12 protein-coding genes are annotated in these 14,424 nt (G+C 61.5%); 8 read left to right on the top strand and 4 right to left on the bottom strand.

The genetic code is table 11. The features are described from left to right. Entirely contained in the window at positions 1 to 1,290 is a 1,290-nt protein-coding gene (locus tag ABWL43_RS03490; protein ID WP_404486734.1) for an MFS transporter, read from the bottom strand. A 185-nt stretch (positions 1,291 to 1,475) separates the two neighbouring features. Between ABWL43_RS03490 and ABWL43_RS03485 the strand changes: the two genes are divergently transcribed. From ABWL43_RS03485 to ABWL43_RS03470, 4 genes are all read left to right on the top strand, one after another. After that, positions 1,476 to 2,894: a short-chain fatty acid transporter gene (locus ABWL43_RS03485; RefSeq protein WP_145165484.1), complete on the top strand. Its 1,419-nt coding sequence runs from the start codon at positions 1,476 to 1,478 to the stop codon at positions 2,892 to 2,894. Between the two features lie 205 nt (positions 2,895 to 3,099). Continuing rightward, positions 3,100 to 4,800 carry an acid phosphatase gene (acpA, locus tag ABWL43_RS03480; protein ID WP_404486731.1) on the top strand — a complete coding sequence of 567 codons (1,701 nt, stop codon included), beginning with the start codon at positions 3,100 to 3,102 and terminating at the stop codon, positions 4,798 to 4,800. A gap of 122 nt (positions 4,801 to 4,922) precedes the next feature. Then, a complete protein-coding gene (locus tag ABWL43_RS03475; RefSeq protein ID WP_242194999.1) occupies positions 4,923 to 6,092 on the top strand; it encodes a hypothetical protein in 1,170 nt (389 codons plus the stop codon). 144 nt (positions 6,093 to 6,236) lie between these two features. Further along, positions 6,237 to 6,761 carry an SET domain-containing protein-lysine N-methyltransferase gene (locus ABWL43_RS03470; protein ID WP_145165478.1) on the top strand — a complete coding sequence of 175 codons (525 nt, stop codon included), beginning with the start codon at positions 6,237 to 6,239 and terminating at the stop codon, positions 6,759 to 6,761. On the opposite strand, the gene can is transcribed toward ABWL43_RS03470, so the two are convergent. Next, positions 6,758 to 7,402: a carbonate dehydratase gene (gene can / locus ABWL43_RS03465; RefSeq protein ID WP_010213394.1), complete on the bottom strand. Its 645-nt coding sequence runs from the start codon at positions 7,400 to 7,402 to the stop codon at positions 6,758 to 6,760. The genes ABWL43_RS03470 and can overlap by 4 nt on opposite strands. Before the next feature lie 139 nt (positions 7,403 to 7,541). Here can and ABWL43_RS03460 point away from each other — a divergent pair, with 139 nt between their 5' ends. Further along, on the top strand, positions 7,542 to 7,946 hold the full coding sequence (locus tag ABWL43_RS03460) for a serine kinase/phosphatase (RefSeq protein WP_242195005.1): 405 nt from the start codon (positions 7,542 to 7,544) through the stop codon (positions 7,944 to 7,946). 150 nt (positions 7,947 to 8,096) lie between these two features. On the opposite strand, the gene rimI is transcribed toward ABWL43_RS03460, so the two are convergent. Then, positions 8,097 to 8,549 carry a ribosomal protein S18-alanine N-acetyltransferase gene (rimI, locus tag ABWL43_RS03455; protein ID WP_003188286.1) on the bottom strand — a complete coding sequence of 151 codons (453 nt, stop codon included), beginning with the start codon at positions 8,547 to 8,549 and terminating at the stop codon, positions 8,097 to 8,099. After that, complete coding sequence (locus ABWL43_RS03450) at positions 8,542 to 9,285, bottom strand: energy transducer TonB (RefSeq protein WP_145165603.1); 744 nt, start codon at positions 9,283 to 9,285, stop codon at positions 8,542 to 8,544. Before ABWL43_RS03450 ends, rimI begins: the two co-directional genes overlap by 8 nt. A 187-nt stretch (positions 9,286 to 9,472) precedes the next feature. On the opposite strand from ABWL43_RS03450, the gene mksB reads away from it, so the two are divergent. Genes mksB through mksF form a run of 3 tightly spaced genes read left to right on the top strand, consistent with a single transcriptional unit; the run spans position 9,473 to position 14,284 of the window. Further along, positions 9,473 to 10,750 (top strand): Mks condensin complex protein MksB, encoded by a 1,278-nt coding sequence (gene mksB / locus ABWL43_RS03445; protein WP_145165474.1) that lies wholly within the window; start codon positions 9,473 to 9,475, stop codon positions 10,748 to 10,750. Next, positions 10,740 to 11,447, top strand: coding sequence for an Mks condensin complex protein MksE (mksE, locus tag ABWL43_RS03440; RefSeq protein WP_145165472.1), 708 nt, complete (start codon positions 10,740 to 10,742; stop codon positions 11,445 to 11,447). The genes mksB and mksE overlap by 11 nt, the downstream gene beginning before the upstream one ends. Beyond that, positions 11,444 to 14,284, top strand: a complete 2,841-nt coding sequence (mksF, locus tag ABWL43_RS03435; protein ID WP_106578505.1) for an Mks condensin complex protein MksF — start codon at positions 11,444 to 11,446, stop codon at positions 14,282 to 14,284. The genes mksE and mksF overlap by 4 nt, the downstream gene beginning before the upstream one ends. Positions 14,285 to 14,424 lie beyond the last annotated feature (140 nt).

Raw genomic sequence — 14,424 nt, 5'->3', positions numbered from 1 at the left:
TCAGGTGACCAAGGTGTGGCGCTTGCCAAACAGCGCCACACTCGCCACCCCCACCGCGCCCATCACCACGCAATAGCCCACGCAAATCCACGGGCGTGTGGGCATCAGCGCGATCAGCAGCAACGGCGTAGTACTCGCCCACAACGCGTAGGCAATGTTGTAGGTGAAGGAAATCCCCGACACTCGCACGTGCGCTGGAAACAGGCCGACCATCACCGACGGCACCGCGCCCACCACGCCGCAGCTCAAGCCCGCCACGGCGTACGCCGCGCCCAGCCAGAGGCCGCCGTTGATAAGGCTCGCGTACAGCAGCGCAATCCCCACTGGCAGCAACAGGCTGTAGACCAGCACCGCGCGCCAGGCGCCGATACGGTCCACCAGCAGGCCGGCGAGGACGCAGCCGATATTCAGAAAAACGATGCCCAGCGCGCTCAAGGCGAAGGTGTGGCTGGGGCTCATGCCGAAGGTTTTTTGCATCAGGGTCGGGGTGATGACGACCAGCACCACCACGGCCGAGGTGAGTACGCAGGTGAGGATCATCGCCGGCAGCAACACGGCGCGATGGTCGCGCAGCACAGTGCGCAGCGGCAGTTCGGCGGCTGCCTGGCGGCGGGCCTGCATGTCGAGGAACACCGGGGTTTCACTGAGCCAGCGGCGCAGCCACACGCCGATCACGCCGAATACGCCACCGAGCAGGAACGGGAAGCGCCAGGCGTAATCGAGGATTTCGGCTGGGGTGAAGACTTGCGCCAGCAGCGTGGCAGTGAGTGCGCCCAGCAGGTAGCCGAAGGTCAGACCGGCTTGCAGGAAACCCAGGGCGTAACCGCGGTGATGACGCGGTGCGTGCTCGGCGACGAAGGTCCAGGCGCTGGGCACTTCGCCGCCCACTGCGGCGCCTTGCAGCACGCGCAGCACCAACAGGATCAGCGGCGCGAAATAGCCGATTTGCGCGTAGGTCGGCATGATCCCGATCAGCAGGCACGGCAGCGCCATCATCAGGATGCTCAGGCTGAACACGCGTTTGCGCCCCAGGTGATCGGCGAAGTGCGCCATCAGGATGCCGCCGAGCGGGCGCGCCAGGTAGCCAGTGACGAAGATGCCGAAGCTTTGCAGCAGGCGCAGCCACTCGGGCATTTCGGGCGGGAAAAACAGTTGGCTGAGGGTCAGCGCAAAGAATACGAAGATGATGAAATCGTAGATTTCCAGGGCACCGCCGAGGGCGGCCAGGCCCAGGGTTTTGTAGTCGGAGCGGGAAAAACGCTGCGCCCGTGGGGAAAAGGTGGCAGTCATGTGCAAGCTCGGCAGACAAACAAAATGGCGTGCAGGTTATGAGTTGAGTCCGGTGATGGCAATCACGGCAGATATATTTGTTTTACTCATGGATCGATGAAGATAACTGCATTCCCATATCAATGGCCGTAGCGGAACATGCCGTAAAGCTGCCAACACCATAATAAATACAAGAGGAATGACTCGTGGCCGATGCTATCGAAGAAAGCCGCTATGCCCGATTTGCCCTGCGCTGCTCCAATTTCGCCGAACGCTGGTTTCCGGATTCCTGGGTGTTTGCCGCCCTCGCGGTGATCATCGTCGCCGTGGCGACCCTGGGCATGGGCGCCGCACCCACCGAAGCCGCCAAAGCCTTTGGTGACGGGTTCTGGAGCCTGATCCCGTTCACCATGCAGATGGCCTTCGTAGTGATCGGCGGTTACGTGGTGGCCAGTTCGCCACCGGCGGTGAGATTGATTGACCGCCTGGCACGTATCCCCAAAAACGGCCGTTCGGCGGTGGCCTGGGTCGCATTGATTTCCATGGTCGCGTCCCTGCTCAACTGGGGCTTGTCGCTGGTGTTCGGCGGGTTGCTGGTGCGCGCACTGGCCCGCCGCACGGATTTACGCATGGATTACCGCGCAGCCGGTGCTGCGGCCTACCTGGGGCTGGGCGCGGTGTGGGCGCTGGGGCTGTCGTCGTCGGCCGCGCAGTTGCAGGCCAACCCGGCCAGCTTGCCGCCGTCGATCCTGTCGATTACGGGGGTGATCCCGTTCACCGACACGATCTTCCTGTGGCAATCCGGGGTGATGTTACTGGCGCTGATCGTGGTCTCGTTGATCATCGCCTACGCCACCGCGCCCGGCCCGAACAGCGCCCGTGATGCAAAGGCCTGTGGCGTCGACCCGGCGTTCAACCTGCCTAAGCTTCAAGCGCCCACCCGCCCGGGCGAATGGCTGGAACATAGCCCGCTGCTGACTATTCTGCTGGCGTTGCTGGCGGCCGGTTGGCTGTTCCATGAGTTTTCGACCAAGCCGGCGATCAGTGCGATTTCGGGGCTGAACACCTACAACTTCCTGTTCATCATGGTCGGCGCACTGCTGCACTGGCGCCCGCGCAGCTTCCTTGATGCGGTGGCGCGCGCCGTACCGACCACCACCGGCGTGCTGATCCAGTTTCCGCTGTATGGCTCCATCGCGGCGCTGATGACGGTGGTCAAGGGCGGCGACGGCCAAACCCTGGCGCACCATATCTCGACCTTTTTCACCTCTATTGCTTCACACGACACCTATGCGCTGTTGATGGGTGTGTACTCGGCGGTGCTGGGCTTCTTTATTCCGTCGGGCGGCGGCAAGTGGATCATCGAGGCGCCTTACGTGATGCAGGTGGCCAACGACCTGCAATACCACTTGGGCTGGGCAGTGCAGATCTACAACGCAGCCGAGGCGCTGCCGAACCTGATCAACCCGTTTTATATGCTGCCGCTGCTGGGCGTGTTGGGGCTCAAAGCGCGGGATTTGATCGGCTTTTCGTTTGTGCAGTTGCTGGTGCACACGCCGCTGGTGTTGTTTTTGCTGTGGGCGTTGGGGACGACGTTGAAGTATTTGCCGCCCGTCATGCCCTAACACGGTCAGGGTGGAAGCGGGCTTGCTCGCGAAAATGCGCGCGGGTCAGTGACGGAAACGGTTGACTGACACAGGGCTTTTGCGAGCAAGCCCGCTGCCACATTTCGACCTGAGGCTTTAACCCGGCTGTCTTCTTTTCGTCACATTGCATTGCTACCGTCCTGCGAAATATCTTGAAACAACCACCGCGCAGGGACTCCCAGCAATGAGTGACGAGCACGAAGACCGCCCTTCTCCCGATTCCATCGCCCAACCGCCGGTAGACACCAGCCGCCGGCGTTTCCTGGGGGGCGCGGCAGTGCTGGGGGTCGGCGCGACCTTGAGTGCCTGCGGCAACACCGGTGAAACACCGACCACACCGGTGACGCGACCGCTCACACCTCAAGAGCTGGACAAGGCCTTGCACGACCAGGTGAAAACCGTGGTGGTGATCTATGCCGAAAACCGCAGCTTCAACAATTTGTTTGCTGATTTCCCTGGCGTGGAAAAACCACTGTCGGCGCTCTCCGGCGCCGATGCCCAGCAACGCGACCGCGACGGCAGCCTGCTGACCAGTCTGCCGCCAACCTGGGGCGGTGTGTTGCAAGTCGGCCCGCAAAGTGTCGACGGGGTGACCTACCCCAGCGAAGTGCAATTCCAGGAAAACCTGCCCAACGCACCGTTCGCCCTCAAAGGCCCGAACGCCGAAGACCTGCCTTTGAGCCTGGTCACGCGCGATTTGTGGCACGTGTTCTACCAGAACCAGATGCAGATCAACGGCGGCAAGAACGACAACTTTGTGGCCTGGGGCGATTCCGGTGGCCTGGTGATGGGCCATTACGCCCAGAGCCGTTATTCCTTGCGCCTGTGGGATGTGGCCAAGGAGTTTGTGCTGTGCGACAACTTCTTTCAGGGTGCATTTGGTGGCTCGTTTCTTAACCACCAGTACCTGATCAGCGCCACGGCGCCGTTTTATCCGAACGCCGCGCAGTCGGTGGCCAAGGCGCAGATTGCCACGCTGCAAAGCGATGACCCAGCCGACCCGCGTCTCAAGCCGCTGGACAAGTCACCCGCCAGCGCCATGACCGGCCCACCGCAGTTTGGCCCCAGCGCACTGACACCGGACGGCTACGGCGTGAACACCCTCGCCCCGCCGTACTGGCCGACCTGGATTCGCGACCCGGACAACCCGGATTACTCCAAACCCGACCTGCCCAATGTGCTGGTGCCGCAGACCCACGAACACATCGGCGACAAGCTGTCGAAAAAGAACATCGACTGGGCCTGGTACGCCGGGGCGTGGCAAGCGACCCTCGACCAATTCAAGGATTCGGGCGGCATTCCGAAAATCCCCAACTTTCAGTATCACCACCAGCCGTTCAACTACTTCAAGCAACAAGGGCCAGAAAACCGCGCCGAGCGTGATAAACGCCTGCGCGATGGCGGCTTGGGTGATGAGGCCAGCACCAACAAATTCTTCGCCGACGCCCAGGCCGGCAAGCTGCCGGCCGTGAGCTTCTACAAGCCTCAGGGCAATCTGAACATGCACGCCGGTTACGCCGACATAGCCTCGGGCGATCGCCACATCGTTCGCGCCTTGAAAGTGCTGCAGGAAAGCCCGCAGTGGAAAAACATGGTGGTGGTGGTGACCGTCGATGAGAACGGCGGCTGGTGGGACCACGTGGCCCCGCCCAAAGGCGACCGCTGGGGCCCGGGCACGCGGGTTCCGGCGCTGGTGGTGTCGCCGTTTGCGCGCAAAGGCACCGTGGACCACACGGTTTACGACACGGCATCGATCCTGCGTCTGATCACCAGGGTGTTCCAGCTGGAGAAACTGGACGGCCTCAAGCAGCGCGATGACGCGATGATCTCCCGCGGCCAGACGCCCATGGGCGATTTGAGCAACGCATTGCAATTCAAGCTGTAGGTTTTCTTATCCAATAACGACACGCCTGGCGATTTAGCACGCGGTTTTCCTGGTCAGCCGCTACTGTGTGCAGGTGGGCTTTCACCCCGCGCAGACGGGCTTTCGCTGACAAGGAACCAACTATGTTCAAACCGACCAGGCTGTCCTTCACCTTGGTCGCACTGCTGGCCAGTGCGCTCGTACACGCCGATATCGAAGTACCACTGGGCAGCACGCAACGCGTCACCCAAGTGTTCGCGTTTCCCAATAACTGCAACGTGATCTGCTTTCGGCCATGGACGCTGGAGCAGACCGCCGAGCACTACCTGAACCAGAGCTTGCAGCGCGACGGGTACAGCCGCGCCAAGGTCAGCGTGAAAACCCATGATGGCGAGGTCGTGGCGACCTTCAGCGGCGTACCTGACCACTACGGCCAGCCCCTCACCACGCTGCTCAACACCGCTGACCTGGCCTACCAAGGCGCCAGCAAACTCAACACCGACGGCAAATGGGCCTACAACTGGTACCTGTTCCTGCCGCTGGGCATGGCGCTGGAAAACCGCAAAAGCATCGAGCTGCTGCACTTCCCGCCGGATTACTCACTGACCCAGGCCCAGGATTACCTGGAATCGGCCACCACGGATCGCTGGGCCACGTTGCTCACCGACAACGGCATCCCGGCCACCGAAACCCCGGCCTACCAGACCATCATCGATATCGCCCCCATCGCCGCGCCGTCCAACGCGGGCAAGGACCTGGAAACGGTTTACAGCTATTTCACCGACTATCAGACCCGCATGGTCAAGGAACTGAGCCTGCACGCCAACGGCTCATTGCCGATGGTGGCGTTCGGTGCGCCGGTGCGCAGCTGGATCAAACAGCAATACGGTCAGACGGTGGCGGTGTTGGGCCTGGCGCAGATCAGCCCGACCGAGGGCAAACCCGTGTCGGTGCTGGGCGCCAACCACCCCAGCTACATTTGGTATGCGGCAGACCCTGCCACCTACGACGGCAATGAACAAAAAGCCGACGAAGCCGGTTTGAAGGTGATGGGCCAGGATTTGAGCGCTGCCTGCTGGCAAGCCGGCATGGGACAGAAGCCCGCCAGCGATCCGAATGTGTTGCTAAAGGCGTGCATGAACACCTGGCAGGTCACGCGCAAGGAGCAAACCTGTGAGTTGTTTTACACCTCGGTCCGCAACCTGACCCCGGAACAGGCCAACGCCAAATGCGCCACGCCTGCGATCAAGGCCCAGTTGAAACAGTTGAAGGGCGTCGTGCCGGCAGCATCTCTTACCGCGCCAGCGCTATAAAGCGCACAAACAGAACGGTTTCTACTGTCAGATTTGACAGTAGAAATCGAATTCAACTTGGGCGAGTCTGGGGCCGCACACATTCGCTGCAAGACTGGCAGTCAGACAACTCAGTAGGTCGATGCAGCCTAGGCCAGGAGAGTTATGAAAACTCAAGCCATGGATAAGGCTAAAACCAGCACAAAGGACTGCCTTTACCCTTTCAAAACCCTGCTTTTTGAACCGGGCTATCCGTCGACCGAGCAATTCCAGCCCATTCAGGACGCTAACGGATTACCCGCCGGGGTCAAGGCGCGCATCGCCTTTGACAGCCGTGTGCGCATCGCCAAGGTTTCCGGCTATGCCGTGGGTGAGCGGCGCCCGCATACGCTGCAGCTGTCGCCCCGTATCCACTTGTATGACTGCTGGTTCTGCGGCCTGTTGTTGCACTCCTGCGACCCGAATGTGTTTTTCGACACCACAGACCTGGAGCTCTGGACCGTACAGCCCATCGCCGCCGGCACCTTGCTGACGCTGGATTACGCCAGTACCGAGGACGCGCTGCCCCAGCAGTTCGCTTGCCTGTGCGGCGAGCTGAACTGCCGGGGCTGGATCACCGGCAGCCAGGAGCCGTTAAACAGCGAAGGTCAGGCGTTCATGGCCCGGTGGCGTGAACGCAAAAGACCTTAGGCTTCGCCCAACGGGCGCAGGCGGTATTGCGGCGGCAACTGCTCAAACCCACTGATGGTGGTGTTCAAGCTCTTCCAGCGGCCATCCTTGATGCCATAGATGCAGCCATGAATCGACAGGCTCTGCCCACGGTGCCAGGCGTTTTGCACAATGCTGGTGTGGCCGACGTTGGCCACCTGCTGAATCACGTTCAGCTCGCAAAGGCGATCGACGCGCTCTTCTTCGGTCGGCAGCTGCGCCAGCAGGTCACGGTTTTCGTAATAGAGATCACGAATAGTGCGCAGCCAGCCGTCGATCAGGCCGAACTGGCGGTCCTGCATCGACGCACGCACACCGCCGCAGCCATAGTGGCCGGTGACGAGGATGTGTTTGACCTTGAGCACGTCGACTGCGTACTGGATCACCGACAGGCAATTGAGGTCGGTGTGCAGCACCACGTTGGCGACGTTGCGGTGCACGAACAGATCACCCGGCAACATGCCGACTATCTCGTTGGCCGGTACGCGGGCGTCGGAGCAACCGATCCACAGGTATTCCGGGGTTTGCTGGCGGGCAAGCTTGGCGAAGAATTCGGGATCTTCCTGTTTGATCGCGTCCGCCCAGCGTTCGTTGTTATCAAGCAGGTCTTGTAGTTCGTTCATCAGGGAAAGCCTCAGGAATGATGCGCAGCTGTGTGACAGACAACCGCTCGTCCGGGTCACGCCAAGCCGTAATTAGCTTGAATCTTTAGGGCGCCGTGCCTGTCCACACACTATAAGCCCCACAGTATGAGGATTGGCCATGACTGAATCACGACGTCCCTACGGCGCTACGCAGCCGGAACCGATTGATGACAACGAAGACCGCATGGGCTCGATACGCGAGCTGGATTTTGACGAGGAAGAACCGACCGCGGAAATCGGTGATGAGATTCCGCCGGGAGAGCGCGAGCAATTGATGCCCGACGAACGGGTGCGCGAAGCGGGCATGACTGGCGCGTCGACGGCGGACCATGAGCCGACCGATGATGATATGAGCCCGGAAACGCTGATCCATGAGGACGGTGCGCGGGATGCGCGGGAGGAAGGCGAGGATAATCCGGCGGATTACGATCTGAGCATCGTCGATGAAGATGAGATCGGCGGTGGCAATGGGCTGGATGAGGCTGAGCTGGCCGACATCGACCCGGTTGACGGTAACCGCTGACACAACACGGCCCCAACAGTAAGCACCGCCTTCTGTGGGAGCTGGGCTTGCCCGCGATACAGGCGCCTCAGTGTCTCAGTGACACCGTGGTGATGCTATCGCAGGCAAGCCAGCTCCCACAGAGGCCTGCTTGCACAGGGAGTTTTGGATTCAATCGACCAGCGTGCAGGCCATAACGACCGCATCTTCGCGGCCACCCACGGCGGGGTAGTAATCGCGCCGACGGCCGATCTCATTGAAGCCGTAACGCTCATACAGGCGAAACGCCCCCGTATTGCTGTCACGCACTTCCAGGAAGCATTCCCGGGCATTGGCGGCATAGGCGCGGGACATCAAGTGTTCCAGCAACGCCAGGCCCAAACCCCGGCCCTGGTTTTCCGGCTTGACGGTAATGTTCAGTAGATGCGCCTCATCGAGGATGATCTGCACCACACCGTGGCCTACCTGCTGCTCACCTTCAAACATCAACCAGATCTGGTACTTGCCCAAGCCGTCGAGAAAAATCCCGCGGGTCCACGGATGGCTGAACGCCGCGTATTCAATCTTCAGTACAGCGTCGAGGTCCGCCTCGGTCATTGGGCGGAAAGATAAAGCTTCACTCATCGGTACTTTTCCAGCGCGCCATCAGCCGGCGCATGGCTTGCCATACATCAGCCTTACGCTGTGGCTCTTCCATTAATAATTCCAGGCCCGGCAGGGCCCACACCGACCCAAGGCCCTCGACCTGCAGTTCACGGTACCAGGCCTCGGCATTCGCCTCGCCGGCAAACCGCACGGCGGGCAGGCCGATCAGCCACAGGCACACGCATGGCTCGTCTTCGAGGCGCGCCGAAACAAAACCTTGCACAAAATCCCGCGCGGCTTCCGGGCCCTGGTCCATGTTGCCACGCACCAGCAGCGGCCAGCGCACCGGGTCGCCGACGATTTGCGGGCTGTCGGGCAAGCCGGCAGCGCGCAGCATGTCCTTGAGCAACATGTAGGCCGGGTCGCGGGTCTGGAAACGCTCGCCTGTGGGTAACTCGACCAATAGCAGGCAACGCCCGGCGCGCAGCAATTGCAGGGCAAAGCGCGGCGGCGGCACCACGGGCGCCTTGGCTACCGGCGCAACCGTTTCGGCCACCACTGGCTTGGCCATTGGCGCCGGGCGCGGCACTTCGACCTTCGCCCGCTCGACGACAGGGCGCGATTCAGGTGTGGGCTTGACCACGGCCACCGGCGCAGCCGCCTCTTCCCCCGACACGTCGAACGCCTCATAAGGCTCAAGCGCCTGCAGCAGCTCGGGCCGCGACGGGGCGGCAAACGGCAGTTCGGTGCGGGGCAGCCAGTTGACCACCTGCATGGCGGTCAAGTAAGCGCGACGTCGGGACTCGATAAGCACAGCTCGGCCACTTGTGGATAACTAAAGAGCGGGGATTCTACCGCTGTTCGGTAACAATCGCCCACTGCGCACTGACCGGCTGTGGATAAATCCCGCGCCTGATGCAGTACAATCGCGACTTTTAATCGCCAACCAGCCGGCCATTCCCATGATCGAACCCAAGCGCGTCCTGCGCGCCCTCGCCGAACACTGGGCCTTACTTGAGCCACTGTGCGAACACTTCGACCAAGGCACCTTGAGCCTTGGCGAACTGCGCGCGCAACTGGCCGCCCAACAACTGGACAGCACGCCCCAGGACATCACCAGCCTGCTGGACGTGTGGATTCGCCTGGATATCCTGGTGCCTGTCGCCAAAAGCCCGAACCGTTTCGAGCTCAACGCACAGATCCACGACTTCCTGGCCTATCTTCGCAAGGAGCACCGGCTTGGCCTGTGCCTGGAAATTGAAGCCTACCTGCGCCACCTCGAGCGCCTGGCCGGCTACATTCAGGACGCTTTCGACATCCGCGATGGCCACGACCTGGCCCGCCAGCTGCGCCTGCTGGACATGCGCGTACGCGATGTATTGAAAAAACTCGCCAACGACGAGCAAGCCCTTGCGGCCGTCGCCGACCGCGCCAAGACCAGCGACCGGCAGATCCCGTTGCGCCAGCGTTACGCCGAAGTGCTGGCGACCTGGGACGAATACGTCGAGCCGATGATCCAGCTGGTGAACGCCGACGGCGCCTTCGAGCAAGGCGTGCGCAAGGTCGAAAACGTGCTGTTGCGCATGCTGACCGAGCAACAACGCCTCGGCCACCTGGTCGATGACGACATGCTGCTGCGCACCCACGCGCGCATTCTCGAAATGCAGACCAGCGCCCAGCTGACCTTGCGTCATGCGCGCGAATTGCTGCTGCCGCTGCGTGAAGAAGCACGCCGGCACAACGCCGTGACCCGTGGCGCCGCGCTGGCCTTGTCGGCCATCCGCCGTAAAGGTCTGGACGCCGTGCCGCAAGCGGCGATGCCGATGTTCACCCGGCCGCAAAGCACCTTCCTCGGCAGTGCCAGCCAGGTCGAGGCCTATGTGTACGCGCTGGCGAATTTCGAGCCGAAACCGGCGCGTTTCCCCAAGGCGCACAAATCCCACAAGGGCGACGCCCAGCGTGCGCCGCGCACGGTCAAGGAAATGCTCGAGCGCTGCGAAGATGCGCTGCCGATGCCAGACCTGATGACCTGGCTGCTGGAGCAGGAACCGGACGGCGCCACCGACGAATTGTTGTACTGGTTCTCACGCCTGTCCCGCGAAAAACGCTTCAAGCGCGAACGCCTGGAACGCCGCGACTACCACACACACGAGCACCAGGTCAGCCTGCGCTCATTCGCCCTGCTCCCGGCCGGCGCTGATATGGCCGAGAATTCTGCGAGTACACCTCATGCATCTTGATCTATCCGAACTGTCCCAGCTGGCGCCGATCTTTCGCGAGCTGTTCAAGGGTTACCACGTCAGCCGCCGCGACCCGGAGCTGTACGCGCAACTGTCGAACTTCCAGGACCAATACCGCACGCTGTTCAAGGCGCTGGGTTTTGAACTGGTGTGCGATACACGCGGCTTCTATTACTTTGTGCCGGACTCGGCGATTGCCAGCGCGCAAGTGAACAAGACCGCCCAGCGCCTGGCGCTGTTCACCTTCATCCTTGTCGAGCACCTGGCCGACCAGGGCCGCGACCCGATCGCCGTGCTCGACGGTGGCAGCCTGGGCCGCGACGAATTGCCGTCGTTGCTGGAGAAGTACCGCGACCTGTTTATCCAGGCCGAAGTGCAGACCCAGGAAGAACTTGAAGAAAAAATCATGCGCCGTATGACCCAATTGGGTTTTGCCAGCGAAGACAACGGCGTGTATCGCTTCCTGCCGCCGATGCACCGTTTCCTCGACGTATGCCTGTCAGTGCAGCAGGACCGCGACCTCGCCGCCAGTGTGCACAGCGTGCTGCCTTTGCCGGTGCCGGTGATCATCGACGAAGACAGCGATGAAAAACTGCTCAAGACCGACGACCCGCTGGACTTGAGCGACTTTGACGAAGAAAGCGAAGAAGACGCCCTGGCCCGGGCCATTGCCGAAGAACAGGAGACCGACGCATGAGCAAGGAACGCTACGGCATCCGCCGCTTCGCCCTATTGAACACCGCCGGTTACAGTTTGGGCCTGTTCCCGCTGGAAGAACCGCTGTCGGTGTACGGCGCGAACAACCTGGGTAAATCCGCCTCGATCAACGCCCTGCAGTTCCCGATTCTGGCGCGCATGTCGGACATGAGTTTCGGCAAGTACACTCTGGAGCAATCGCGGCGCTTCTACTTTGCCACCGACACCAGCTACATCCTCGTGGAAGTCTCGCTGCCCCACGGCCCGCACGTGATCGGCGTGGTCGGGCGTGGCCCCGGCGGTGGTTTCGGGCACCAGTTCTTTGCCTATGCCGGCAAGCTGGACCTGGCGCATTACCAGAAAAACGACACCTGCCTGCGTCAGAAAGAGCTGTTCACCAACCTTGAGCGCGAAGGCCTGAAAGCCTACGAGCTCAAGCCGGACGAACTGCGCCGCTTGCTGGTGGGCGGCCACACGTCGATCCCGCTGGACCTGACCCTGATTCCACTGCGCTCTACCAGCGAGCAGAGCCTGAAGACCTTCCGCGCGCTGTTTATCAACCTGCTGCACATGCGCGAAATCACCGCCGCCAAGCTCAAGCAATTGTTCCTGGATGCCTTCGAACACAGCCTGCGTTCCGGCAGCGTGGACTACATCGCGGCGTGCGAAGAAGCCTTCCGCGATGTACGACGCATGGAGCAGGATTACAACTCGCTGGTGGCGGCCGGCCCATTGGTTGAGGCGTTGGCCAATGGCGTTCGGCAGCGCGATGTTCTGCGCGGCAAACTGCATCGCCTGTCGCCCTTGCTGGATTCGTTGCTGGGTACCTGGTCGGACTACGCCAGTGCGCGCAAGGAAGAGCTGACGATCCAGGCCGAGCATTACCGCAATGAGCAGGACGCGCTGCAAAACGATCAGCGCGGTGGCACCCAGGAGCTGATGCGCCTGGAGCGCGAAATCAGCGGCATCCAGCGTTGGCTGGGCGAGCTGTCGGTGCTCAAGCATCGCTTCGCCCTGGTGGATGACGTCAAGGTGCTGGAGCAGCAACTGCTGGCGGCCAAGGATGCCCACGATGAATTGGCGGGCGCCCTGGCGCAGTCGCGGCAGTTCAGCGCCGAGGATTTGGACGAGCGCTTGCGCGATCTGGAAAAACGCTTGAAGTCGGTCAAGCAGCAGCTCGACCATGCGGACAACAACAGCTACGCCAAACTGCGCGAAGAGTTTTCGCAGCAGGATGTCGAGCGTCTGATGCGCCTGTTCAACAGCTCGTTGTTCAGCCTGCCATTGGGCGAGCACGGCATCACGCTGGATGAGGACGGCCAGTGGGTCAAATCCCTGGAGCAGATCCTCGACGGCTTCAAAGGCGAGCGCTTCGAAGTGCCGGGGCTGTCCATCGACATCTCGCACATCGAGCCACCGGCGTTGCAGGCCCTGGCGGACCGCGCGGCGTTGCGCGACCAGAAAGAGCGCCTGGAAAAAGAACTCAAGCAACTCAAGACCCAGCAGGCCGTGGCCTCCGACCGCGCAGCGAGCAAGACCCAGACTGAGGCGCTGTACCAGCAAGTGCTGGATGCGCAGAAGGCGTTGGAAGACTTCCGTCGCGCCCAGACCCTGAGCGCTGAAGAAGGCGAGAAGCTGGAAAACCTGGCGCAAATGGAAGCCGCCCAGGATGAGTTGAAGCGCTCCAGCGACGCCTTCACCGAACGTGTGCAGCAACTGTCGGCCAAGCTGCAATTGGTTGGGCGCCAGATTGGCGACATGGAAGCCAAGCAACGCACGCTGGATGACGCGTTGCGCCGTCGCCAGCTGCTACCGGCAGACCTGCCGTTCGGCACGCCGTTCATGGACCCGGTCGACGACTCCATGGACAACCTGCTGCCGCTGCTCAATGACTATCAGGACAGCTGGCAGGGTTTGCTGCGCGCCGATGGCCAGATCGAAGCCTTGTATGCGCAGGTTCGCCTTAAAGGCGTGGCCAAGTTTGACAGCGAGGATGACGTCGAACGTCGCCTGCAACTGCTGATCAACGCGTATGCGCACCGCACTGACGAAGCCCTGACCTTGGGCAAGGCGCGCCGTGCAGCCGTCACCGATATTGCGCGCACCCTGCGCAATATCCGCAGCGACTACGACAGCCTGGAACACCAGTTGGCCTTGTTCAACCGCGAGATCAACAAGCGTCAGGTGTCCAACCTGCAAAGCTTCCGCATTGTGCTGGCGCCGAACAAGGAAGCCCTCAAGCATATCGACCAGATCATCCACAGTGCCGGTCAGTATGAAGAAGGCGAGACGTTGTCGGTGTTTGACCTCAGCCAGAGCGCCGAGCAAGACAACAAGAACGAGGAAGCCAAGGAGTACCTGGCGCGCCTGGTAGCCGCCAACCATAACCAGTTGGGCCTCAAGGACCTGTTCGAGCTGGCGTTCGAGATCACCAAGGTGCATGGCCAGCCGGTGATTCACACCGACATCGACGGCGCGGCATCCAACGGCACCACCATGACCATCAAGGCGCTGACCAACATGTACTTGTTGCTGCACTTGATGGACCGTGATCAGGCCGGGCGTGTGCGTTTGCCGTACTACCTCGATGAGGCAGCGGACATCGATGAGAAGAACCAGGCGGCGCTGCTGGAAACCAGTTTGCAGCTGGGTTTTGTGCCGATTCTGGCCAGTGTGAAGCCGCAGGTGTCCGCCCAGGTGGCGATTGACCTGGAAGGTGGCAGTGGGCCGAACGGCATCTACATTGACGAGGCGGACTGGAAGTACATCCGTCGTCACGATGCGGTGAAGGCGACCGTGAATGTGCAGGCGGATGAGCCGGAGCTGGATGAGGTTTGATCCACTGAGCTGAAATGCAAAAAGGCCCCTGGGTGAGCATCCAGGGGCCTTTTTTTTCGCCTGTGATGGCCTCTTCGCGGGCAAGCCCGCTCCCACAGGTGAGCGCATTTCTACAGGATAAATGCGCTTGAATGTGGGAG

It is taken from the genome of Pseudomonas sp. HT11, assembly GCF_044875395.1.
GTDB lineage: Bacteria > Pseudomonadota > Gammaproteobacteria > Pseudomonadales > Pseudomonadaceae > Aquipseudomonas.
This window is presented reverse-complemented; position numbering and strand designations above follow the sequence as displayed.